The organism is Pseudomonas sp. M30-35 (genome assembly GCF_002163625.1).
In the GTDB taxonomy this organism is placed as follows: Bacteria; Pseudomonadota; Gammaproteobacteria; order Pseudomonadales; family Pseudomonadaceae; genus Aquipseudomonas.
Map to the genome: position 1 here is coordinate 207,349 of NZ_CP020892.1, position 24,513 is coordinate 231,861.

Genomic DNA, 24,513 nt, shown 5'->3' on the forward strand with positions numbered 1-24,513 from the left:
AGAGAGCAGTATGCATAAGCACCAACTCAATGCCCGTCGTGTGGGTTTTCATGTCAGTGCCTTAGCGCTAGCCGTGGCCTTTACACCGTTGTGGGCAGGCGCAGAGACCAGCACTGAGCATGTCAATGTTGTGGGTCAGGCCGCCAGTCTCGATCAAGCATTGAAAGAGCAGCGCCGTGCGGATCAGATTGAGAGCGTCGTGCATGCGGATGGTGTCGCGCAGTTGCCAGACCAGAACGCCGCCGAAGCCGTGCAGCGCCTGCCGGGTGTGTCTGTAGAGCGCGATCAGGGTGAGGGCCGCTTTGTCAGCGTGCGCGGCCTTGGTCCGGACCTCAATAGCGTCACTATCAACGGCACGCTGGTGCCTTCGCCAGACAGCGATCGTCGCGCCGTGGCGCTTGATGTATTGCCAGCGGAGTTAGTGCAGTCGCTGTCAGTGATCAAGACCCTGACCCCAGACATGGATGCCAACTCATTGGGCGGGACAATCGAGGTTGAGAGCTTGTCCGCGTTCGATCATAAAGGGCTGTTTTATACCGGCACCAGTGAGGCCAGCTACGACGACAACACAGATCAAACCAGCCCCAAATTCTCTGGTGCAATCAGTGACGTGTTCAGCCTGGGCGATGGTGTGGATAACTTCGGCGTTGCCGCAGCGTTCAGCTGGCAGCAGCGTGATTTCGGCTCGGACAACGTTGAAACGGGCGGCGACTGGGACTTCTCCGATGGTAGCCGTTTAGAGCAATTTGAGCAGCGCGATTACGATATCCGCCGCGAACGCAGCGGCCTGGGATTGAACTTCGATTATCGCCCAGACGACTACTCCAGCTATTACCTGCGCACGCTTTACAGCCGTTTCAGAGACACCGAAACCCGCAACGCCGCCGGGGTTGAGTTTGCGGACGCCCAGCTTGCCGGTGAAAGCGCTGATGCCGAAGGCTGGCGCGAGTTGAAAGACCGCGAAGAAACCCAGGAAATCCAGTCATATGTATTTGGCGGCGAGCACTTGATTGGCCAGTGGACGCTGCAAAGTCAGGTCGGCTACAGCAAGGCTAATCAGGACACACCAGGGCACATCGGTGGCGCAGTATTTGAGGGGCTTGATGACTTTGGCGACGCTGGTTTTAGTAGCACCAAAAAGCCGCACCTGAATATTGCTGATGGCTTCTATGACCCCAGCAACTTCATGCTTAATGAGGTGGAGTGGGCTGAGGAAAACACCAAGGACACCGAGAAAAACATCAAGCTCGACATCGCTCGCGACTACGACTTGGCCGGTAACGCCGCGCAAGTAAAATTCGGCGGTAAACTCAGCCGCCGCGACAAAGATAACGATACCAATATCTGGACCTATGAAGACTTTGCTGATTTCGGCTTGAGTGACGATCAGCTGAACATGGATCAGTTCAGCAAGGACAATGTTGACTACAGCCTTAATCACTTCGGCCCAGGGTTGTCTGCTGACAGAATCGAAGACCTGATTTCCGGCCTCGACCGCAATAGCTTCTATGACGAGGAAGAGTCGCGGGTTAATGACTTTGAAATGAGCGAAGACATTGATTCGGCGTACCTGATGCACACCCTAGATATTGATGACTTGAGCGTAATTGTCGGCGTTCGTTATGAGGGCACCAAGTTCGATGCCAAAGGCACTGGCCTGCGTGATGGCAGCTATGAAGCCATCAAATCGAAGAACGAGTATCACAACTGGTTACCGGGCCTGCATCTGCGCTATCAGCTGGATAAAAACACCCAACTGCGTGGCGCAATAACCCACTCGGTGGTGCGGCCGACCTTTGGCCAGTTGGCACCTGGCTTCGTTATCGATGGTGACGAAGCCAGCTTCGGCAACCCAGATCTTGACCCGCTGGAGTCGCGTAACTTCGACTTGGGTATCGAGCATTACTTGGGGCGTGCAGGGGTTGTCTCGGCCTTCCTGTTCTACAAGGACATCGACAACTTCGTTTACAACGCAGATTTGTCTGGCAGCGGTGATTGGCTGGATTTTGCCGAGGCCAATACCTTCGACAATGGAGACAGCGCAGATCTCTACGGGTTGGAGTTAGCCTACTCACAAAAATTCGACTGGTTGCCAGCTCCATGGAACGGTCTGTTGGTGGGCGCTAATGCCACATTCAGTCGCTCTGAGGCGACTATCAGCGGCAATGACGCGGCAACTGGCGGTAACCGATCGCGTGACATCGACCTGCCGTTCCAATCCGACACCATCGGTAACCTGATGCTCGGTTGGGAAGATGACAAGCTCAGCGTGCGCCTGTCTGCCAACTACAAATCGGACTACTTGTACGAAGTGGCGAGCATTAACGACAAGGCTCACGACCAGCACGTGGATGACCAGGTTTTCGTCGATTTTAGCGCCGGTTACTTTTTGACCAAAGGCCTGCAGTTGCGCTTCGAAGCGCAGAACATCACTGACGAAAACTATTACGTCTATACCGGCAGCCGCTCTTACAACGCGCAGTACGAAGAGTACGGCCCAACCTACAAGCTCGGCCTGACCTACACCAATTTCTGATGCACGACGTGCTGTGGCGCTTTCCAGCGGTGGCCTTCTCCCGGTGTGGGGGAGTGCTGCCTGCCTTGAAACGCAGCAACGCTTTAATACAAGGACAAACCGTTCGATGAATTCGCTGTTTAGCTGTTCCCTGCTATTTGCAGCCCTGACCATGGCGGGTTGTGAGCGTATACCGACTCAGACCGCTGGCTTTAGCCCGAATGTAAGCCCCAGCGTATCGCTGAGCCCGTGGGACGCCGCGTCTCGAGTCGAGGCTGAGGATGTACGTTTCGTCCCTGCCGAGCTGACTGCTGGCGCTGACTTGCGCATCGCGGCCAGTGAGCGCCGCGGCCTGCTTCTGTTCAACGATAAAGGTGATGAACTGGCTCGGTTGCCGGGTAACTACTCAACGTTGGACAGTCGCGCGGCTGGCGAGAGCTTGATCGTCGCCAGTATCAATAACACCACTCAGCAAGCCACGCTGGCTGGACTCGACGTTTCTGGTCGTGAGTGGGGGCGCCCGCTATTACTGCCTGCTCAAGACTATGCCGTGGCCGGTTTATGTCTGTATCGCGACGAAGCGAGCAACCTGTTCTTGTTTCTGGTTGGCGAGGAAGGCCGAGGTGAGCAGTGGCTGGTGGGCACTGGCAGCCGCTTGAATGCCAGCGCCGAGCGAGTCCGCCGCTTACCGTTGCCACCACAGGCAGAATATTGTCAGGCTGATGACAGCGCCAACCTACTGTTCGTCAATGAAGAAAACGTCGGATTGTGGGCTTATCCCGCACATCCAGAAGCCGATGTCAGTCGCTTGCCGGTTGATATGCGCGCACCTTTTGGCAGCCTTAAAGCATCCGCTGGCGCGATGGCCAGCGTCCCCGGTGGCCTGCTGGCGCTGGATCACGATGCGAGCGAGTTGCACCTCTATCAGCAACAAGATGAGCGTTGGTTATCGGTGGCCAGCCTGGCGTTACCCGATTTGCAGGCGCCAGAGCGTTTAGCCGTAAAACCCAACGCAGATGGCTTGCAGGTGCTGGTGCATGACGACGCCAGTGGTCAGGTTTATCAAGGGCAACTCAACTGGCAACCCAAGCCAGTAAGCACGACGCCTGTGCTGGCGAGTGTTGCTGCCCTGCGTCAGACCGAACCGGTTGGGCGTCAGGGCGATGCGGCGGATGATCCGGCAATCTGGGTGCACCCAACCCAGCCGAGTTTGTCGCGTGTGCTGGGTACCAACAAGAAGCAGGGGCTGCTGGCTTACGACCTTAACGGCAAGTTGCTGCAAGAGCTGCCCGTTGGCCGTCTGAACAATGTCGATGTGCGCGCCAACTTCAACCTGGCCGGGCGAATGATCGACCTGGCCGTGGCCAGCAACCGCGATAACAACAGCATCAGTCTGTTCGCTATTGATCGCGCCAGCGGGAAGATTACTGAGGCGGGCGAGATACCGACACCGCTATACGAAATCTACGGTATCTGTTTATTCAAGCCAGATACGGGTGGGCTGTATGCCTTCGCCAATGGCAAGGACGGTAGCTTCCTGCAATACCGCCTTAAAGATGTCAGCGGCAAAATAGAAGGCGCTCTGGTTCGACGCTTTGCGGTTGCCAGCCAGCCCGAGGGCTGCGTCGCCGATGACCGCCAGCAGGTGTTGTTTCTCGGTGAAGAGGATGTAGGTGTGTGGGCGGTGGATGCGCGTGCAGACGGAGCTACCGAGCTGACTTCCGTGCTGGCGGTGGGTGATTTACTCAAGGCCGACGTCGAGGGCATCGCGCTTTATCAGGCAGACGACCAAGGCTATCTGGTGATCTCCAGCCAAGGTAACGACAGCTATGTGGTGCTCGATTCCGCAGCGCCGTACGCGATTCGCGGCGCCCTGCGTGTAGGGCTCAACGGTGCGCTGGGGATTGACGGGGCCTCTGAAACCGATGGTTTGGAAGTCACGTCCGCCAATCTTGGTAGCCCCTGGGCCCGCGGCATGTTGGTGGTGCAAGACGGGCGTAAACGCATGCCGGAGACCACCCAGAACTTCAAGTTTGTGCCCTGGAGTGAAGTGGCCAAGGCGCTGCAATTGCAGTGATTGTCATCATTCGGTAATCGCCGCGTAATCAAATAGCCAATATTTCACGGCCTTGATCTCAGCTACTGATAGCGGAGGTCAAGGGCAGACAGCCGCCATGTATTGGGCGGTGCGAAAGAACAGGAGCATCATCATGCACAACACTCTCGAACAGATGACTGTATGGAGCTTGATCGGCGATGCCAGCGTTTTGGTTAAGCTGGTCATGCTAATCCTCTTGGTTGCCTCATTGGCCAGTTGGTATCTGATTATCCAGCGCAGCCTGTTGCTGGGGCGCTGCGAGCGGTTGCAGAAAGACTTCATGAAGCGTTTTCGTCAGCAAAGCGACCTTGCTCAGCTTTACCGCGAAGGCGCTGAACAAGCCGATGCTGATGCTGCGTTTGAGCATATATTCCGCGCCGGTTACGGTGAGTTCGCCCAGTTGCAACGCCAACCTGGCGCGAGCCCGGACGCACTGATTGATGGTGTTGAGCGTGGCATGTTGGTGGCTATTTCCGAACAGGAAGAACGTCTGGAAAAGGGCTTGCCGTTTCTTGCCACTGTTGGCTCGGTCAGCCCTTATATCGGCTTGTTTGGCACTGTGTGGGGAATCATGAATTCATTCATCGGTTTGTCTCAGGTGCAGCAGGCAACGCTTTCAACCGTTGCGCCGGGTATTGCCGAAGCGCTGATCGCCACAGCCATTGGCCTCTTCGCCGCGATTCCCGCAGTGGTTGCATATAATCGTTTCGCCGCCCGAGTCGCCACGCTCAGCTCGCGCTTCTACGCCTTTGGCAACGAATTGCAGAGTCGTTTACAGCGCAAGCTGCAGTCTGCGCCGAACCTGTCTCAGGCCGCCTGAGGAGAGCGTCATGCGTAAACCTCAAAGCAAATACGCCGCCAAGGCAGAGATGAATGTGGTGCCTTATATCGACGTAATGCTGGTGCTGCTGGTGATCTTCATGGTGACCGCACCGATGCTTACGCAAGGCGTTAAGGTTGAGTTGCCCAAGGTCGCTGCTGAGGCGTTGCCAAGCGATAGTCAGCAGCAGGTTCTGACACTTTCGGTACAAGCCGACGGTGGTTATTACTGGAATCTCGGCCCAGAGCTGGATATCGACAGCCGTGGCGACAGCGCGGTTGATCTGCAGGAAATGACGGCCAAAGTCGGTGAACTGCTCGCCGCACGAGGCGACACACAGGTCTACATCCGTGCCGACGGTGCTGTCGACTATTCACGTGTGGTGGCGGGTATGGCCGCGTTGCAGCAGGGTGGCGTGACTAACCTTGGGTTGATTACCGAGGCGCCGCAGTGAGTGCCACCATGATGCTCTCCACCCAGAGTTTTGGTTTGTCACGCTTATCCAATGCGAGCGGCTGGCGAAACTTCATGGCTGCTGGCGTTGCGGTGGGGGTGCACGTACTGGTCTTGGCGCTGCTGTTGACGCAATGGTCCAGTGAGAAACCCGATGCGCCACAGGTGCGCACGTTGACCACTCAACTGATTACCCTGCCGGCGCCAGCGCCGCCTGCTGTGCCGGAAATTATCACACCGCCTGAGCCTGTGGCTGCGCCGCCCGTGCAACCGGTAGAGCCGATTGAGCCGGTTGAATCAGTCGAAGCGCCGAAGCCAGATCCACGCATCCAGCAACAGAAGCTGGAGCAAGCCGCATTGGCGCGTAAGCGGGTAGAAGAACAGGAGCGCCAGCGTGAACGCGAGTTGCAACAAGCGCGGCAGCAACGTGAACAGCAACGAGTTGAACGCCAACGTCTTGAAGCCCAAGCCCAGCAGCGTGACGCAGAAGCTCAAGCGGCGCGTCAGGCTGAGGCTGAGTCTGCAGCGGCTGCAATTCGCCAGTATCTGCCAATTGCCAAGGAAGCCCCGGATTATCCTGATCGCGCCCTGGACAAAAACATCGAAGGCGACTGCACCGTCAGCTATAGAGTCAATCCCCAAGGCCGAGTTGAAAATCCACAAGTTATCGGCGATTGCCACCCACTGTTTGTGCGCCCCTCACTCTCTGCCGCTAAAACCTTCCGCTATCAGCCTCGCCTGGAAAATGGCCAAGCGGTTGCAGTGGACGGGGTGAAAAACACCTTTCATTACCGTATCGAGTAAGTCCTTTAGCCATCATGATTCGCATTTGCCACGGTTTGCTTTTGCTGTACGCCTATGGTTAATTCCTGCGCTGGTTTAGGTGGGGTATGAACAGGATGAAACTTCATCAACTCAGGGCGCTGGTTGCGATTCACCAGTCTGGAAGTATCCAGGAGGCGTCCAAGGTTATGCATATCACCCAACCTGCGCTAAGCCGCTCAATCAAAGAGCTGGAGCGGGAGCTGGGTTTCAGCTTGCTACAGCGTTCCTACAAGGGCATGTCGCTGACCGACGAAGGTCGGCGGGTCATTCGTCACGCCAACCTGGTGGTGGAGAGCATTCGACGCCTGCAGGTGGATGCCGCGCATATTCAAGATGCTGCGGTGGGGCAAGTGGCGATAGGAGTGACCTCCTTGACGGCGATGCTCGACGGTATGGATGAAGCCATTCTGGCGATACGCCGTAAATTCCCGCGCTTGACCATTAGCATCACTGACCTGCGGCCGAATCAGATGCTACAGCGCGTGCGCGATGGCTCATTGGATTTCGCCATCACCTCACAGCAACCGCTAAGCCGCCTGAATCTGGACTGGGAAGCGTTGGGCAGCGTCAAAGGAATGGTGGTTTGCCATAAAAGTAATCAGCACAAGTTCTCACGCTCCTTGCGCTCTTTGCAGTACGCCAGCTGGATTAGCCTGGACGAATTGGACGAGCCCGCTTCGCAGTTTCACCAATTGTTCGAAGTCAACGATGTGCGTCGCCCGCAAAGCGCAATTGAGTGCACATCGATCATGCTGGCGCTGAACCTGCTCAGGCAGACTGACTCGCTGATGACCATCAGCGAAGTGGCAGTCAGAGACTTCAACCGTTATCCACAGGGCGAAGACTTGGCTCTTGTGGAGATTCAGGAATTGATCCCGGACTACCCGATCAATCTTGTGTGCATCGACCGACATAGCCTCACAGCACCCGCTGAAGAGTTATTCAATGAGTTGAAAGCGCGATTGTTCGCCACGCCCCACGTTTGACTGTTCTGTCCATCCTGCCGTCCTTTGCCGATGAGGTTCACCCTGAAGCTGTGAACATTTTGCGAATGACGTAATTGTTTATTTGCTCATGCTATGCCGAACAGTTAATTGAATCCTGTCGAGCACTCGTGGGGTGGGGTTATATGACTCATTGCCGGCTGGGTAACGTATCGGATGGAAACCGATTCAGCGGTGCGAGCCTGTTGAATACTGAGCCAATTTGGGGCGCCGGCCTCATTACACACCTATCGTGCGCCGCAATGTAGCAAGCTAGAGCCATTCACCCTGAGCAAGTTAACCAACAGCTAATCCCTAGCCGAATGTGCATGTGTATTGTTTTTCGGTTTACCAGATAGTGATTTCACAACAACTACGGTGATGGGGATAGGCTCTTATGCAAGCGCAAACGCTATCAGTCACGGGTGTCGACAACACTCCTATTCCGGCACGCCAGCACGAGCGCAAAGCAGTGGTTGCATGCTCGCTCGGTAATGCGCTGGAGATGTATGACTTCACTATCTACAGCTTCTTTGCCGTATTAATCGGCAAGCACTTCTTTCCATCCGAGTCGGCAGTCGCTTCGCTATTGATGTCGCTCTCCACTTTTGGCGTGGGCTTCCTGATGCGCCCGGTCGGTGCGGTTTTGATTGGCCGGTTTGCCGACCGTCGAGGACGCAAGTCGGCCTTGAGCCTGACCATCGGCTTGATGACCTTGGGCACGGCGATGATCGCTTTTGCGCCGACTTATCAACAAATAGGGATTTTCGCCACTGTGATCCTGGTCTGCGGGCGGTTGATTCAGGGCATATCAGCAGGTGGTGAAATCGGTACCGCATCGGTGTTTCTGATGGAGTCAGCCCACACCTCTCGACGTTGCCACATGGTCAGTTGGCAAGCGGCCAGCCAGGGTTATGCGGCTTTGGTCGGCGCGGGGTTTGGTTTTACCCTGAGCCAAATATTAGAGCCCTCGGCGTTGGAGAGTTGGGGCTGGCGCATCCCCTTTATCTTTGGCTTGCTGATTGGCCCTGTTGGCTGGTACATCCGCACGCGCTTGCCTGAAACACATGATGAGCAAGCCCCGGTGCAAGCTGCGGATACTTTCGCATCCTTGTGGCGGCGCATAGCCTTGGGTATCGGGCTGATGGCCAGCGCAACAATTGGCATGTACTTGTTCGTGTTTTATATGCCGACCTACTTGGTGACAGCCCTGAACTATCCGCAGAGCAGTGCCATGGCTATCGGCTGCCTGGCAGGCGGCTGCATGGCTATTATTACGCCGCTGGCTGGGCGTTTCGCCGATCGTTATCAACTGCGTAAAACGCTGCTGGGCTGGACGGTTGCGCTACCTGTAGTGCTGGTGATTCCGGCTTTTTATGTGCTCAGCCATACCAGCCAATTGTATGTGGCCATGTTGGTGGTTGCCGTTTTGGTATTACCAGGCTGTGTCGGTGCCGGTGCATTTTTCTCGCTGATCATGGAGGGCTTCTCCAAGGAGAACCGAGCCCTTGGCACCTCCGTCAGCTACAGCTTTGGGGTGACCCTGTTCGGTGGTTTCTCACCGCTGATTGCAGCCTCCCTGACGGCTGTTTTCGACAGCCCAATGGCCCCGGCGTTCTACCTCGTGGCCGGTGGTGTCATCAGCCTGGTTTGCCTCAAATACTATCCAGAACATAAAGGACGCGAGTAATGAATATGCACGCTCTGCACACGACGTCTGCGACGCCAGACATTGCTACATTCGTCGATATCCGCCGCCAGATTCACGCGGCCCCTGAACTCGGTGGTGACACGCCGCACACTGCTGCGATGGTTGCTGAAATGCTTGAGGGCTGGGGTTACGAAGTGCACCGTAATGTCGGCGGCCATGGTCTAGTTGGCGTGCTGCGTAACGGCGATAGCAGTCGCACGCTGGGCATTCGTGCCGACATGGATGCGTTGCCCATGAGCGAGAAAAACCAGTTTGCTCATGCCAGTCGTGTGCCGGGGCGCATGCATGCCTGTGGCCACGATGGTCATACCGCAATCCTGCTTGCCGCCGCCGCCCGAATCGCGCAAACGCGCCAGTTCAACGGCACCCTTAACCTGATCTTTCAGCCTGACGAAGAAGGCCTTGCCGGGGCCAAAGCCATGATCGACGATGGCATGTTCGAGCGCTTTCCGTGCGATGCCGTATTCGCCTTGCACAATATGCCCGGTATTCCTGTAGGAACCTGCGTGGTTCAGGCGGGGCCGACCATGGCTTCGTCCGAGCGAGTCAAGATCAACATCACCGGTAAGGGTGGCCATGGGGCCATGCCTGAGTTGACTGTCGATCCCGTGCCGGTATTGGCGAGCTTGATTAATGCAATTCAGACCATCAAGTCGCGGGTGCTGGCAGTGGAAGAATATGCGGTGATCAGTATCGGCTCGGTGCAAGCTGGCACGGTTTACAACATCATTCCCGACGAAGCCTCGATGCTGATCAGCGTGCGTACAGACACCACTGAAACCCAGCAGAAAATCAATAATCGCCTGACTGAAATCGTCAAAGGCCACGAGCAGACCTTTGGCGTAAAGATTGACCTGAGCATGGTCCAACTGGCTCCAGCGCTGGTCAACCATGAGCGCGAAACCGAAATCCTGCGCCAGAGCCTTAGCCCGCTTTTCGGCGAAGGGCAGTTGCTATCGACGATGCCGAAGAAAGTCATGGGCACCGAAGACTTCGCCTACATGCTGGAAGAACGGCCAGGCTGCTATTTCATGCTGGGTAACGGCACTGGCGAGTTCCATGGCTGTTCGGTACACAACCCGCACTACGATTTTAATGATGAGTTGATCGAACTCGGCGCGGGCTGCTGGATCAAGTTGACCGAAAACTTTTTGGCCTAACCGCCTGGGCACCTAAAGATTAAGGTTGCAGTTTGATCTTCAGGTGCCTGAACCGCTTCCTTAACGGCCCACATTGGCTGAAATTGCCACGGCGGCTGCGGCCGTTCGCGTTTCTACGCCGAGTTTTACGTAGACGTGTTCCAGGTGTTTATTCACCGTGCGCGGCGACAAACCGAGGATATCGCCGATGTCGCGGTTGGTCTTGCCGCACGCGACCCAACTGAGTACTTCGACCTCGCGTTCGGTTAGGGAAAACCGCGCAGACAGTGTTTCGTAGGCTGTCTCATTGCTCAGGCTGATATCGCGTGGAGCGGCGGCTTCTCGAGCGGACTTGAGTATCTGTGCGGTGCGCAGGTGCGAGGCGACACGGGCGATCACTTGTTCGGGGTGAATCGGTTTGGTTACGTAGTCGATTCCGCCCGCTGCAAAACCCTCAATCACGTGCTCGCTATCGGTCAGTGCAGTCATAAAGAGCACCGGAATATCAGCCGTCTGTGCTTCGGCTTTTATTCGCCTGCAGGTTTCGAATCCATCCAGGCCGGGCATCATGGCGTCGAGCAGAATCAGGTCAGGGCGCCGGCGCTGAATACGCGATAGCGCGCTGAGACCGTCGAGTGCTACCAGCACCATATAGCCTGCGTCATCCAGTGCATCGGAGAGCAACGCCAAATTATCTGGAGTGTCGTCAACAATAAGGATCACGCCGCGCGTGGCGGCCGCTTGCTCATGGGGTGATGTCAGCGCGTTCATGGTCGGCCTCCTTGAGTTGGCGGGTGAGTTCGTCGAGTCGAAAGTGTTTCACCAGCAACCGTAAGGGCGCAGTGAAACCGATAAAGTCAGGTGATTGTCGGTCAATATCATCGAGTTTTTCCTGTAGGCCACGGATATAGCCGAGCGTAGCCAGTTCATATAGAGCCTCCAGGTCATTGGCCGACGGTAAGCGCAGTGGTGTGCTTTGGGGAGTGGCTTGGCTGCTGGCACGATGTAGCCACAGCAGGTCTAGTTGCTTCTGGATGCGCTCAAGTAACTGCGGCGTGTGCACCGGCTTGGCCAGATAATCGTTGCAGACACTGGTTGCACTGCGCTCGCGGTCGTCAGCAAACGCGTTGGCTGAAAGTACGATGATCGGCGCCTGTGACAGGGCATTGCGACGGATTAGGCGGCTGGTTTCCCAGCCATCCATTTGTGGCATCGACAGATCCATGAAAATTAGATCCGGATGCAGCAATGCGACTTGGCGAATAGCTTCATGGCCACTGCCAGCTTGGGCGATATTGAAGCCCAGTGGTTCGAGCATTCCAGCCAGAACACGTCGATGTTCGATATGGTCATCGACCACCAGAATCAGTCTGCGTGGACCTTGATAACCGATAATGTCGTGCTCCACATGCACCACCGCTTGAGGCACGCGAACCTCAGAAAGAAACAAGCGAACCTGAAAGCTGGTGCCTTGGTCGAGCACGCTGCGCACTGACAACTCACCGCCCATCAGCGATGTGAGCATGCGGGTGATGGTCAAGCCAAGCCCCACGCCGTTGTCTTGGCGCATCAAGTCACCGCGCTCGAATGGTTGGAAAATTCGCTCGATCTGTTCCGGATCAATGCCGATGCCGGTGTCGATAATCTCGAAATTTGCCGTCTCACGCAGATAGCTGACACGCAGGCAGACCTCGCCGCTGTCGGTGAACCGTACGGCGTTACCCAGCAGATTGATCAATATCTGCCGTACGCGTTTTTCATCGCCACGCACGACGCTAGGCATTCGCCCTGTGGTTTGCAAACGAAACCGCAGGCCCTTCTCTTCGGCTTGCGGGGTAAACATGCGCTCCAGTTGGTGAATGAACTCAGGAAAAGGGATCTCTGAAAGCTCAAGGTTGAGTTTGCCAGCTTCAATCTTGGCCACATCAAGCAAGCCATCGATTAACGAAAGCAGGTGCGAGCCACTGCGGAAAATGGTGCCAAGCGCATCTTTATGCTGACTGGGCATGGCGCCGTCACGTTGCAGAATCTGGGTGTAGCCGAGAATGCTGTTAAGCGGTGTGCGCAGTTCGTGGGACAGGCCGGTGACATAGCGGCTTTTGGCTGCGTTAGCCGCCTCGCTGGCTTCTTTGGCCTTTTGCAGTTCCTCGTCGGTGCGCCGGTGGGCTTCGATTTCTTGCATAAGCAATAAGGTTTGCCGGTCCGATTCCTTCTGTGCAACGTGACGGCTTTCCCGCGTTAGCACCACCCACCAGGCAAGAATTGCCGCGAACAGCGAAAGCGTTAGCAAGGCTTTGAGAAACGACTGATAAAGCGTTGCCAGCATCTCTGGTGAATGGGGCACAAGACCATGAGATATCTGGCCGTAGATCAGCCCCAAGGCACCGCTTAGCGCCAGAACCAGAACCGTCAGCAGCCCAAGGTATTGCGCAAGACGACTGTGCAGGCGCGGAATCGAACCTTTGGGCAAGAGCCAGCGGGCAAAGTCATCAATCTGTTCACTTAGGCGCGCATGAGGCTTACAGGCATCGCCACAGCGAGCATCAAGCGAGCAGCATAATGAGCAGATCGGTGTGCTGTAAGCCGGGCAGAACGCCATGTCTGGCGCCTCAAAGGCGTTGTTGCAAAGACCACATTCTAAAGTTGCCTGTGGCCCGCTGGGGTAGAGCAGCTGCGGGGCGCTGGAGCGAGCGATGTAGTAGCGGCCTTGAGTGAGCCAGGCAATCAGCGGTGCAAAAATACACGCACTGCCCAGCGCTACCATCGGTGAGGCGGCTTGAGCCATGGCTCCAAACAATCCGACGTAGGCGAGCCCCGAGAGCAGAGAGGCAATTAGCATGGCGCCGACGCCCACCGGGTTGATGTCGTACAGGTGGGCGCGCTTGAACTCAATGCCCTTGGGTGACAGGCCCAGCGGTTTGTTGATGACTAAGTCGGCCACCAGAGCGCCGATCCACGCGATGGCAATGTTGGCGTAGAGGCCGAGCACCTGCTGAATTGCATCGAATACGCCGAGCTCCATTAGCATCAGGGCGATGGCGACGTTAAATACCAGCCAAACCACCCGCCCCGGATGACTATGCGTGACGCGAGCGAAGAAATTCGACCAGGCTAAAGAGCCCGCGTAGGCATTGGTCATGTTGATCTTGATTTGCGAGATGATGACGAACAACACCATCGCCCCGAGCGCCCATTCAGGTGAGCTGAACACATAAGTGAACGCGACCAGGTACATCTGCGTGGGTTCGGCGGCGCGCTCAATGGGTATCTCATGTTGCAGGGCGAGAAACGCGAGAAATGCGCCGGCGAGCATCTTTAGCGCACCGGGGATAATCCAGCCGGGCCCGGCCATGATCAGGGCTGCCCACCAGCGTTTGCGGTTGGCTTTGGTTTGCTCTGGAAGAAAACGCAGGTAGTCAACTTGCTCGCCAATCTGCGTGACTAGTGACAGCGTCACCGTGCAGGCTGCGCCGAAATACAACAGGTTGAATGTGCCACCTTCGCCGACACGGCCACCGAAGCTGGTGAGGTCGCTGAATGCGTCTGGGTTTTTCCACATGACGAACAAGTAAGGCACCAGCAGTAAAAACAGCCACAACGGCTGAGACCACATCTGCAAGCGGTTAATCAGGGTGACCCCGTAAGCCACCAAGGGGATAACGATGATCGAGCAGATGACATAGGCCAACGCCAGTGGAATCTTGAAATACAGTTCCAGGGCCAACGCCATGATCGCCGCCTCCAGGGCGAAGAACAGAAAGGTAAAACTGGCGTAGATCAGTGATGTGATCGTCGAGCCGATGTAGCCAAAGCCCGCGCCACGGGTCAGTAAGTCCATATCAACACCGTAGCGAGCGGCGTAGTAACTGATGGGCAGGCCGGTCAGGAAAATCACCAGCGCCACCGCCAGCACTGCCCAAAGGGTATTGGTAAAGCCATAACTGATCGCGAGCGCCCCGCCGATCGCTTCCAGGGCGAGAAATGACACAGCGCTCAGCGCCGTGTTGGCAATGCGTAGCTCAGACCATTTACGGAATGACTTCGGGGTAAAACGAAGCGCGTAGTCCTCCATGGTCTCGTCGGCGACCCAACTGTTGTAGTCGCGGCGAATCTTGACGATGCGCTGGGTACCGGTTGGTTGCACGACGGAGTTTCCTTGAGTATCTGCGCGGCGATTGTTCGGGTCGTATTACAGCCCGCAGGAACAGGGTGATGCTTGCAACAAGCATGCCCCGGCCCTACTACGGCCAGCTCACGCGCGCGAGCTTCTGTCTGACTGCGTTTCAGGCGTGATCTTGCACCAGTGCGGGGCGTTTGCCTGTACGTCAGACGACGTATGCGGTTACGTCAAGCTGCGTATACCGCCATTGCTCTCTGCAGCCGCATGCTTGCTGCAACCCGACCTGGTACCCGAAAGGCGAGCCGGTGCGGTAACACCACAACGAGGAGCAAGACCATGGATTTACGACTCACGGGTGCGAAAAGAATGCTTCCCCGACGACTGACTCTGGGGGCTGCGGCGCTTTCATTGCTGGCCGCGAGCGTGCTCAGCCAAACCGCCCTGGCGGATGACGTCAACACCACCGGTTTGGCGGTGACCGATACCACCGTAACCGTCGGCCAACTGCATTCGGCAACTGGCACTATGGCGATTTCGGAAACCGGCTCTATTCAGGCTGAGCGCTTGGCGATTGACCAGATCAACGCTTCGGGCGGCATCCTGGGTCGGCAAATCAAAATCATCCAGGAAGATGGTGCGTCTGACTGGCCAACCTTTGCTGAGAAGGCCAAGAAACTTCTGGAAAGCGACAAGGTTGCCGCTGTTTTCGGTTGCTGGACTTCCGCGTCGCGTAAAGCGGTACTGCCGATTTTTGAGAAAGACAACGGCTTGCTTTACTACCCGACGTTTTATGAAGGCCTGGAACAATCGAAGAATGTGATTTACACCGGCCAGGAAGCCACTCAGCAGATCCTTGCGAGCCTTGACTGGATTGCCAAAGAGAAGGGCGCAAAGACCTTCTACTTGCTCGGCTCTGACTACATTTGGCCACGCACTTCAATGAAAATTGCACGTAAGCACATTGAAAACGTGCTCGGCGGCAAGGTCGTTGGTGAAGAGTATTACCCGCTGGGCAACACCCAGTTTGGTTCGCTGACCAACAAAATCAAACTGAAAAAACCTGATGTGGTCTTCGCCGCAGTTGTGGGCGGCTCCAACGTCGCCTTCTACAAGCAATTGAAAGCCGCAGGTATCACCTCCGACAAGCAAACCCTGCTGACCATCTCGGTGACTGAAGATGAAATGCTCGGTATCGGTGGTGAAAACATGAAGGGTTTTTACTCCTCGATGAAGTACTTCCAGACGTTGGATAACCCCAACAACAAAAAATTTGTTGAGGAATTCAAAGCTAAGTTCGGCAAAGACTCAGTCATCGGCGACGTAACTCAAGCAGGCTATCTCGGCCCATGGTTATGGAAAGCAGCGGTTGAGAAAGCCGGTAGTTTCGATGTCGACAAAGTGGTTGCTGCCTCACCGGGTATTGAGCTGACCACCGCACCTGAAGGCTACGTGAAAGTTCATGAAAACCATCACCTGTGGAGCAAGGCGCGCATCGCCGAGATTCAGGCTAACGGTACGTTCACGGTCGTTCATGAGTCCGAGCTGATCGAGCCTAATCCATTCCCTAAAGGCTACCAGTAAGCAAGGCCAGCAAGCGCAGCGATGGCGGCAGTGCCATCGCTGCAGAGTTCGCCCGCGTGATTGCCGGGCGAACGCTTATCTCCCTGTTTAATTCTCCACCAGCGGGAGCCTTCAAGATGGACGTATCACTCTCCGAATTCGGCGCGATTGCCGTCATGCAAGGCTTTAACGGCCTGTCGGTATTCTGTGTACTGTTGCTTATGGCCTTGGGCCTGGCGATTATTTTCGGCCAGATGGGCGTGATCAACATGGCTCACGGCGAGTTCCTGACCGTCGGTGCCTACACCACTTACGTGATCTCATCAGTCACCTTGCAATATTTCCCGGCGTTGCAGCCGTACTATTTTTTCTTCGCCATTGTTGCGTCGTTCCTGATCGCGGGGGCACTCGGTTGGCTGGTTGAATGGTTGATGATTAGCAAGCTTTATCACCGGCCGTTGGACACATTGCTGGCCACTTGGGGGTTGTCATTGGTGATGCAGCAGGCGTTTCGTTCGATCTTTGGTGCGCGCGAGGTCGGTGCGGAAATGCCGGAATGGATCATGGGTTCCTGGGCGCCTTCCGAGGCCATCGACATTCCTAAAAACGGCTTGTTCGTGATGGGTCTTACGGCGCTGCTGACGGCCACCATTTTCATCATGTTGTATCGCTCGCGTTGGGGCCTGCAGGTTCGCGCGACCATGCAGAACCGGGTGATGAGCCGAGCGGTAGGCATCAACACCAAAAAAGTCGACCGCATGACCTTCGCCCTTGGTTGCGGCGTGGCTGGCGTGGCTGGCGCGGCGTTTACCACCATCGGATCGACTGGCCCAACCGCTGGTTCGCTGTACATCGTCGATACCTTCCTTACCGTGGTATTTGGCGGCGCAGCCAGCCTGGTCGGGACCATCGCCTCGGCGTTCACCATCGCTCAAGCGCAATCGATCATGGAGTTCTTCCTTTCCGGCTCAATGGCCAAGGTGCTGACGTTGTCAGCGGTGATTTTGATCCTGATGCTGCGCCCACAAGGGTTGTTCTCGATCAAGGTGCGCAAGTAATGCAGATGTCGCTTTTGAAAGGCGCCAGTGCGCTGGCGCAGGAGCTTGCAGTGCCCCGTTGGGTCATTGCAGGCGTGATGCAGAGTCGTAGGAGCCGTCCATGAAAAATGCATATGAAAGTCTGCTGGGTGGCAAACAGGGGGCTATTGGTCTGCTGGTGCTGGCCGTACTGATTCTGGTGGTGTTTCCGCTGATGCTGGACACCTTTCGTCTGAGCATGGTCGGCAAGTACCTGACCTATGCATTCGTTGCCGTGGGGCTGGTGCTCTGCTGGGGTTACGGCGGCATTCTCAGCCTCGGCCAGGGCATCTTCTTCGGGCTGGGTGGCTACTGCATGGCGATGTTTCTCAAGCTTGAGGCATCCGATCCGGAAAGCACCAAGATACAGTCAACGCCCGGTATTCCAGATTTTATGGATTGGAACCAGATCACCGAATTGCCGATGATGTGGCAACCGTTTCACAGCTTCAGCTTCACCCTGCTGGCGGTGATTGCAGTGCCGACGCTACTGGCATTGATCATTGGTATCGCCATGTTCAAGCGCCGGGTTGGCGATGTTTACTTCTCTATCGTTACCCAGGCGATTGCAGCGATTCTGACCATTCTGATTATTGGTCAGCAGGGCCTTACGGGCGGGGTCAACGGCATCACTGATCTGAAGACCCTGCTTGGCTGGGATATTCGCCCTGATAGCTCGAAGATCATCCTTTACTTTGTGAATGCCTTCTTGCTGCTCGGTTGCGTATTGCTGGGGCGTTTTATTCTGACCTCGAAACTTGGCCGCTTGTTGATGGCCATGCGCGACAAAGAAGAGCGTGTGCGTTTTTCTGGTTATGACGTAGCCAGCTTTAAAATTTTCGTGTTCTGCGTGGCGGCGGCCTTTTCGGCGATTGGTGGGGCGATGTTTGCCTTGCAAGTGGGCTTTATGTCGCCCAGCTTTGTCGGCATCGTGCCGTCGATTGAAATGGTCATCTTCGCCGCTGTGGGAGGGCGTATGTCGTTGCTTGGCGCGGTGTACGGAACCTTGCTGGTGAGCTTCGGCAAAACCTATTTCTCCGAGAGCTTCCCCGAGCTGTGGCTGTACTTGATGGGCGGGCTGTTTATCGTCGTGGTCATGTATTTCCCCAACGGTATTGCCGGGCTGTGGGAAAGCCATGGGCGTAAATGGCTTTCACGTACGACGCTGGGCAGCAAGTTGTTTGGCCTGCCAGTGCCCAAGACCCGTGTGCAAGTGAGCAAGCCCGCTGAAGTGCAACCCGCCCGTGAACTGGAGACCACGCCATGAGTAGTCCAGCAGGATTTCAGGCTGCCAAGCCGGTACTGGCCGTTGAAGGGCTGACGGTTTCCTTTGATGGGTTCAAGGCGGTCAACGACTTGAACCTCTATGTCGATCGCAACGAGGTACACGTGGTGATCGGGCCGAACGGAGCCGGTAAAACCACGGTACTTGATTTGATCTGCGGCAAAACCAAGTCAACCGCTGGCAGCATTGAGTTCGATGGCCGCGAGCTCACCAAAATGCGCGAGTACGACATCGTTCGCGCCGGGGTCGGGCGTAAGTTTCAGAACCCGTCCATCTACGAGAACCTGACGGTGTTCGAGAACTTGGAGATGTCTTATCCCAAAGGTCGCAACGTCTTCAGCGCGCTGTTCTTTAAGCGCACACCGGAGGTGGTTGCGCGGGTTGAGGAGGTCGCTGCTGAAATCTTCCTCAGTGACTTTCTCGATAAGCAAGCCGATCTGCTGTCTCACGGCCAAAAGCAGTGGTTGGAGATTGGCATGCTGCTAATGCAAGACCCTGCGCTGTTGATGCTCGATGAGCCCGTTGCCGGGATGAGCGTCAGCGAGCGAGTGCAGACCGCGCAACTGCTCAACCGCATCAGCCAAGGCCGCTCGGTGTTGGTGATTGAGCATGACATGGAGTTCGTCAAAAGCATCGCTAACCGCGTCACGGTGCTGCATCAGGGCAAGGTTCTGGCGGAGGGCAGCATGGAGGCGGTGCAGAGCAACCCGAAAGTGATTGAGGTGTATCTCGGCCATTAAGTGCGGGGTGCGCCCAGAACAGGGCGCCGAGCTGTTTAAACGCGTATTCCAGCGGCCAACTTATCGAGCAAACAATCGAGCATCGGCTGGCTACACCTTGTGTGGTCCAGCTGAACGTCACAGGGGATAACCATGTTCAAAATCAGTAATCTGGTGTCCGGTTACGGCCAGAGCCAAATCCTTCATGAGCTTAATTTGGACGTGGCGAAGAAGGAAATCGTTGCTGTCATGGGCCGCAACGGGATGGGCAAGACCACGTTATTCAAGAGCCTGATGGGTGTGCTGCCGCAGTGGGGCGGACAGATCACTATCGACGGTCATGATGTGTCCCAGTTGGAAACCCACCAGCGGGTCGAGCATGGCATTGCCTATGTGCCGCAGGGGCGGATGATTTTCTCGCACATGAGCGTACTGGAGAACATCCAGACCGGCCTGCCTGCCTCGGCCAAGGGCAAAGTGCCTGACGACCTATATGCGCTGTTTCCGGTGCTGCACGAGATGCGTTCACGCAAGGGCGGCAACCTTTCAGGTGGGCAGCAGCAACAACTGGCGATTGCCCGCGCCTTGGCAACCAACCCCAAGGTTTTACTGCTTGATGAGCCAACCGAGGGGATTCAGCCATCGATCATCAAAGACATCGCCCATAAGCTTAAAGATATCCGCAATCTACGTGACCTGACGATCGTGGTGTCCGAGCAAGTGCTGTCGTTCACCCTGGAAGTTGCGGATCGTTTCCTCGTCATCGAGAAGGGCAAGTTTGTCATCGAGGAAACCCGCGACCAGGTCGACGAGGCAACCATCAGTCGGTATTTGTCGGTTTAATTACTGATCTCAACGGTCGATTGCCGAGCTGGCACAGGTTCTCTGTGCTGGCTTTTTTCGGTGCCCACGTTGCGCTGAAAGCCTCGCGGCAAGAGGGGGCGCTAATACGTCATTCAGCGTATTCCGTCATTTTAGCCTACGTTTAAGACTAGCCCCGTATCCGGCGCTTCAGCGCCAAGTCCCTATCAATGGTCCCAGGAGTTCTGTCATGGCCGAAACACTCATCAAGGTCGACCTCAATCAACCCGCCACCGAGAACGAGCAAATTCATAACCGCTGGCATCCGGATATTCCGATGGCTTGCTGGGTTAAACCGGGCGACGATTTCATCCTTGAAACCTATGACTGGACTGCTGGTGCGATCAAGAATAATGACGATGCCAGCGACGTGCGTGATGTTGATCTGTCCACCGTGCATTACCTGTCTGGACCGGTTGGCGTGCACGGTGCCGAGCCCGGTGATTTGCTGGTGGTTGATTTGCTCGACATTGGCGCCAAGGCTGAGTCCATGTGGGGCTTCAATGGCTTCTTTTCCAAGCAGAATGGCGGTGGATTTCTGACCGATCACTTCCCCATGGCGCAGAAAGCTATCTGGGATTTCAAAGGGATGTTCACCAGCTCGCGGCACATTCCGGGGGTGAACTTCGCAGGCTTGATTCACCCTGGCCTGATCGGTTGTTTGCCTGATCACAAAATGTTGGCTGACTGGAACAAGCGCGAGCAGGAATTGATCGATACCGATCCGCATCGCGTACCTGCGCTGGCCAACCCGCCAATGGCGCCCACTGCACACATGGGCAAGATGAAAGGTGAGGCGCGCGATTTGGCAGCCATGACCGGTGCGCGCACTGTACCGCCGCGTGAGCATGGTGGTAACTGCGATATCAAAGACCTGTCGCGTGGCTCAAAAGTCTTCTTTCCGGTTTATGTCGATGGCGCGGGTTTGTCGGTTGGCGACCTGCATTTTAGTCAAGGCGATGGTGAAATTACCTTCTGCGGCGCTATCGAAATGGCTGGTTGGGTGCACATGAAGGTTGAGCTCATCAAAGGTGGCATGGCCAAGTACGGGATCAAGAACCCGGTGTTTAAACCCAGCCCAATTGTGCCGAACTACAACAACTACCTGATCTTCGAAGGCATCTCGGTCGACGAGTCCGGCAAGCAGCATTACCTCGACGTCAACATCGCCTACAAGCAGGCCTGCTTGAATGCCATTAACTACCTGACCAAGTTCGGTTATTCACCCGCCCAAGGTTATGCATTGCTTGGCTCGGCGCCGGTGCAGGGGCATATCAGCGGGATTGTCGACGTACCCAACGCCTGCGCCACCTTGTGGCTGCCGACAGAAATCTTCGACTTTGACATCAACCCGAACGCCAACGGTCCAACCCAGTTTCTTGATGGCAGCATTGACCTGCCGATTGCGCCGGACCTTTAAGCCAAACCGCTTCTTTGATCAACAAGCCGGTGCATACCTCCGGCAACCGAGTTCTCCCCCTGGCAGGTTTGGCGCTTTGGACGGCGGCCAGGCTTGCCAGGGCGGCGAACACTAAAACTTCAGGAGCCGTGTATGCCGATCTACGAATATGACTGTGCCCGTTGCGGTGATTTCACCTTGCTGCGGCCCATGGCCGATCGCGATCAACCCTGTGGTTGCCCGTATTGCGGAACCTTGAGCACGCGCGTGATTCTTAGTGCGCCGAGTTTGGCAACTATGCCTGGCGCTCAGCGTAGCGCTATCGCAGCCAACGAACGCAGCGCCAACGCCCCGCAGACTCTTGATGAGTACAAGCAAAGCCGCAAACACCCCAAAGGCTGCGGCTGCTGTACACCCAACAAGCCACTGTCACCCACCAAGGCCAATCCGCATGCGATGAAAGGCAAGCCTGCGGGTCGCCCCTGGATGATTAGTCATTGAATTCAGCTTCAAGCACCGCCGCGAAAGCAGGACAGTCCCCAAGCGGTTAGCTTAAAAGGCAGGTGGTAATGCTGCTGGGTGTCGTCCAGCCCGAAGCGGTAGACCAGTACATCCAGAAAGGGCACTCGCGGTAGCTGTTGACCTTGTGCGCGATAGAAGTCCGCTACATCGAGACTGACTTCGTAGTGGCCAGATTCGAATACCGCCGAGTGCTCGCTTAGCTCAGCGAATAAGCCATTGGCTGCAATCTGGCCTGCGCAGATCAGTTCGCGGTTTGTACCGGTGAGACGCTCGATGCTTAGGGCTAATCCTTCGGCGACTTTTCCGGTCGCAACATCAACGACATGGATGGAAATGCCGGCATTCATTGCCAAAAACCTTGATGAGGCCTGGCGGCTTCTTCCTCCAGCATCGGTCCCAATACTTCAACCTGTCGTTGGCCACGCACGAACACTTCGCGGCATGGCAAGGAGAAGGTGGGGTTTTCCGGGTGGTCGCCGGTCAGCCCTAGCAATGCGTGCTCAGAAAGGGCGTATACCACTCGGCCGATACCGGTCCAATAGATCGCGCCGGAACACATGCAGCAGGGTTCGGCGCTGGTGTAGAGCGTGCATTTAGCCAGTTTTTCCGGGCTCAGCAGTTTGGCTGCCAAGGCTGCCGCAGCCAGTTCCGCGTGTTGGGTTGGATCACCTTCTGGCGGCATGGAGTTGTTGCCAGCACTGGCAATGATTTTGCCATTCTGATCGGCGACCAAGGCGGCGAAAGGGTGACGGCCGCGCTGTTTGGCTTCCTCAGAAAGCTGGATCGATTGACGTAGCAGATCCAGGTCGAGCTTTGAAACGTTGGCAGGGGTAAGGTTGGTAAAACTAGTCATAACGACTCCTGTCCTGATTATTGGCAGATCCTCCTCTTGGTCAGGTGCAAGAGGAGGAGGGGCTTACTTGATCGGTTCGGGATTAGTTTCGAGGGCTAGATCGTTTACGTTTTGATCTTCATTGTTGAGCAACAGATTCAGAACAATCGCGGTGATGGCGCCCAGGAAAATACCGCTTTCCAGGATCAGCTTGAGGGTGCCGCTGGCTTGTTCAAATAATGCAGGGTATGACATTGGCAGAACGCCAATGCTGACCGAGACAGCCACAATAATGCCGTTGCGTGTGCCTTCGAATTTGACTCGAGACAGCTCTTGAATACCGGCCACGGTAGTCATTCCGAACATCACGATGGCGCAGCCGCCCAGCACTGGCGTCGGTACCGCTGCAATCAACGCGCCCAGTTTGGGAAACAAGCCCATCAGCACCATGATCGCGCCAGCGGCGGCAACGACGAAGCGACTCTTGACGTTGGAGAGCGCAATTAAACCGGTATTCTGGGTGAAGGCATTGTAGGGAAAGCTGTTGAACAACCCGCCGAGCATGGTTGATAAACCGTCGGCGCGAAAGGCACCCGCTAGCGTTTGTTGGGTGGTCGGTTTGCCAGTCAGCTTGCCGATGGCCAGACAGTTACCGGTGGTTTCAGCCATGATCACCAGCATTGCCAGAGTCATGATCAGAATAGGCATCAGCGAGAATTCCGGTGCGCCAAAAGCCATCGGTGGGCTCAGCTCGAACCATGCCGCCTCGCCTATTCGGCTAAAGTTGGTCATGCCGAAGGCCGCTGCGACCAAGCTGCCCAAAATAAGGCCGATGAGCACGCTGAGATTGCCGATAAAACCGGAAAACTTAGCGTAGACCACCAGTGTGATTGAGACCGTGACCAGCCCAAGCAGCAGGTTGGCAGGCGAGCCAAAGTCGTCGGCTCCTGGATTACCACCGCCCAACCAGATAGCTGCAGCGGGCATCAGTGAGATGCCAATGATGGTAATCAGACTGCCAATGACAACCGGCGGGAAAAAGCGCAGCAGGCGGCTGAAAATTGGTGCGAGGGCAATGGTGATAGCGCCAGCGGCGATCACTGCACCGAATATCTGACTAAGGCCGAACTCCTTGCCAATCATGATCATGGGGGCGAGGGCAATAAATGAGCAGCCTTGGATCAACGGTAGGCGGGCACCAAATTTCCAGAAGCCAATGGTCTGGATCAAAGTCGCCACACCTGAAGTCAGCAAGTTGGCGTTGATCAGCAATATTACTTGCGCTGAGGTAAGCCCCAGCGCGCTACCCAGAATCAATGGAACGGCCACGGCGCCAGCATACATAACCAGAACATGTTGCAAACCAAAGGTGAACAATTGGCGGATGGGTAGAACCTCATCAACCGGATGGACTTGTGTAGGCTTCATTAGCGTGTCTCCAGAAGAGGGCAGCTTTGTTCTTATTAATGCAGCTCAGGCTATCGACTCTTTGGCCGATTAGAGAATCTGGGCTGGCTGAGTTGAGTATTCCCCTCTTGATCTCGATGGAACAAATGAATAACCATCGCTATTGTCGATGGATTACTTGGGCCTTG

Annotated in this window: 20 protein-coding genes; 15 read left to right on the forward strand and 5 right to left on the reverse strand. The window is 55.9% G+C overall.

Translation table 11 applies throughout. From position 1 onward, the window contains the following. The first annotated feature begins 10 nt into the window (after nucleotides 1-10). The 8 genes from B9K09_RS00910 (at nucleotide 11) to B9K09_RS00945 (ending at nucleotide 10,565) form a co-directional block, all read left to right on the forward strand. Nucleotides 11-2,536: a TonB-dependent receptor gene (locus tag B9K09_RS00910; RefSeq protein WP_087515077.1), complete on the forward strand. Its 2,526-nt coding sequence runs from the start codon at nucleotides 11-13 to the stop codon at nucleotides 2,534-2,536. Nucleotides 2,537-2,642: 106 nt separating this feature from the next. Continuing rightward, nucleotides 2,643-4,592 (forward strand): phytase, encoded by a 1,950-nt coding sequence (locus B9K09_RS00915; protein WP_087515079.1) that lies wholly within the window; start codon nucleotides 2,643-2,645, stop codon nucleotides 4,590-4,592. Between the two features lie 133 nt (nucleotides 4,593-4,725). Beyond that, the gene (tolQ, locus tag B9K09_RS00920) at nucleotides 4,726-5,433 is read left to right on the forward strand and encodes a protein TolQ (protein ID WP_087515081.1); all 708 of its coding nucleotides are present in this window, start codon (nucleotides 4,726-4,728) and stop codon (nucleotides 5,431-5,433) included. 10 nt (nucleotides 5,434-5,443) lie between these two features. Then, complete coding sequence (tolR, locus tag B9K09_RS00925) at nucleotides 5,444-5,887, forward strand: protein TolR (protein ID WP_087515083.1); 444 nt, start codon at nucleotides 5,444-5,446, stop codon at nucleotides 5,885-5,887. 8 nt (nucleotides 5,888-5,895) lie between these two features. Then, nucleotides 5,896-6,690, forward strand: a complete 795-nt coding sequence (locus tag B9K09_RS00930) for an energy transducer TonB (RefSeq protein WP_087515085.1) — start codon at nucleotides 5,896-5,898, stop codon at nucleotides 6,688-6,690. 95 nt (nucleotides 6,691-6,785) lie between these two features. Continuing rightward, on the forward strand, nucleotides 6,786-7,697 hold the full coding sequence (locus tag B9K09_RS00935) for a LysR family transcriptional regulator (RefSeq protein WP_087515087.1): 912 nt from the start codon (nucleotides 6,786-6,788) through the stop codon (nucleotides 7,695-7,697). A gap of 394 nt (nucleotides 7,698-8,091) precedes the next feature. Then, a complete protein-coding gene (locus tag B9K09_RS00940) occupies nucleotides 8,092-9,384 on the forward strand; it encodes an MFS transporter (RefSeq protein ID WP_256574170.1) in 1,293 nt (430 codons plus the stop codon). Continuing rightward, nucleotides 9,384-10,565, forward strand: coding sequence for a M20 aminoacylase family protein (locus B9K09_RS00945; protein WP_087515088.1), 1,182 nt, complete (start codon nucleotides 9,384-9,386; stop codon nucleotides 10,563-10,565). The genes B9K09_RS00940 and B9K09_RS00945 overlap by 1 nt, the downstream gene beginning before the upstream one ends. Nucleotides 10,566-10,625: 60 nt before the next feature. Here the strand turns inward: B9K09_RS00945 and B9K09_RS00950 are convergent, their stop codons facing one another. Beyond that, nucleotides 10,626-11,315, reverse strand: coding sequence for a response regulator (locus B9K09_RS00950; RefSeq protein WP_087515089.1), 690 nt, complete (start codon nucleotides 11,313-11,315; stop codon nucleotides 10,626-10,628). Next, a complete protein-coding gene (locus tag B9K09_RS00955) occupies nucleotides 11,290-14,688 on the reverse strand; it encodes an ATP-binding protein (protein ID WP_087515090.1) in 3,399 nt (1,132 codons plus the stop codon). The genes B9K09_RS00950 and B9K09_RS00955 overlap by 26 nt, the downstream gene beginning before the upstream one ends. Before the next feature lie 342 nt (nucleotides 14,689-15,030). On the opposite strand from B9K09_RS00955, the gene urtA reads away from it, so the two are divergent. The 7 genes from urtA to B9K09_RS00990 all read left to right on the forward strand — a co-directional run bounded on the left by urtA (nucleotide 15,031) and on the right by B9K09_RS00990 (nucleotide 22,065). Continuing rightward, on the forward strand, nucleotides 15,031-16,245 hold the full coding sequence (gene urtA, locus B9K09_RS00960) for an urea ABC transporter substrate-binding protein (protein WP_371917442.1): 1,215 nt from the start codon (nucleotides 15,031-15,033) through the stop codon (nucleotides 16,243-16,245). Nucleotides 16,246-16,361: 116 nt separating this feature from the next. Beyond that, nucleotides 16,362-17,282: an urea ABC transporter permease subunit UrtB gene (gene urtB / locus B9K09_RS00965; protein ID WP_177408620.1), complete on the forward strand. Its 921-nt coding sequence runs from the start codon at nucleotides 16,362-16,364 to the stop codon at nucleotides 17,280-17,282. Between the two features lie 100 nt (nucleotides 17,283-17,382). Further along, the gene (gene urtC / locus B9K09_RS00970) at nucleotides 17,383-18,567 is read left to right on the forward strand and encodes an urea ABC transporter permease subunit UrtC (protein ID WP_087515092.1); all 1,185 of its coding nucleotides are present in this window, start codon (nucleotides 17,383-17,385) and stop codon (nucleotides 18,565-18,567) included. Beyond that, nucleotides 18,564-19,325 (forward strand): urea ABC transporter ATP-binding protein UrtD, encoded by a 762-nt coding sequence (urtD, locus tag B9K09_RS00975; protein WP_087515093.1) that lies wholly within the window; start codon nucleotides 18,564-18,566, stop codon nucleotides 19,323-19,325. Before urtC ends, urtD begins: the two co-directional genes overlap by 4 nt. A gap of 132 nt (nucleotides 19,326-19,457) precedes the next feature. Continuing rightward, on the forward strand, nucleotides 19,458-20,147 hold the full coding sequence (gene urtE, locus B9K09_RS00980; RefSeq protein ID WP_087515094.1) for an urea ABC transporter ATP-binding subunit UrtE: 690 nt from the start codon (nucleotides 19,458-19,460) through the stop codon (nucleotides 20,145-20,147). A gap of 208 nt (nucleotides 20,148-20,355) precedes the next feature. Then, nucleotides 20,356-21,585, forward strand: a complete 1,230-nt coding sequence (fmdA, locus tag B9K09_RS00985; protein ID WP_087515095.1) for a formamidase — start codon at nucleotides 20,356-20,358, stop codon at nucleotides 21,583-21,585. 132 nt (nucleotides 21,586-21,717) lie between these two features. Next, nucleotides 21,718-22,065 (forward strand): zinc ribbon domain-containing protein, encoded by a 348-nt coding sequence (locus B9K09_RS00990; RefSeq protein ID WP_087515096.1) that lies wholly within the window; start codon nucleotides 21,718-21,720, stop codon nucleotides 22,063-22,065. Between the two features lie 8 nt (nucleotides 22,066-22,073). Here B9K09_RS00990 and B9K09_RS00995 read toward each other — a convergent pair whose 3' ends face one another. The 3 genes from B9K09_RS00995 to B9K09_RS01005 all read right to left on the reverse strand — a co-directional run bounded on the left by B9K09_RS00995 (nucleotide 22,074) and on the right by B9K09_RS01005 (nucleotide 24,346). Continuing rightward, entirely contained in the window at nucleotides 22,074-22,433 is a 360-nt protein-coding gene (locus tag B9K09_RS00995; protein ID WP_087515097.1) for a hydroxyisourate hydrolase, read from the reverse strand. After that, nucleotides 22,430-22,939: a nucleoside deaminase gene (locus B9K09_RS01000; RefSeq protein WP_087515098.1), complete on the reverse strand. Its 510-nt coding sequence runs from the start codon at nucleotides 22,937-22,939 to the stop codon at nucleotides 22,430-22,432. Before B9K09_RS01000 ends, B9K09_RS00995 begins: the two co-directional genes overlap by 4 nt. Before the next feature lie 63 nt (nucleotides 22,940-23,002). Continuing rightward, on the reverse strand, nucleotides 23,003-24,346 hold the full coding sequence (locus tag B9K09_RS01005) for a nucleobase:cation symporter-2 family protein (RefSeq protein WP_087515099.1): 1,344 nt from the start codon (nucleotides 24,344-24,346) through the stop codon (nucleotides 23,003-23,005). Nucleotides 24,347-24,513: the final 167 nt, after the last annotated feature.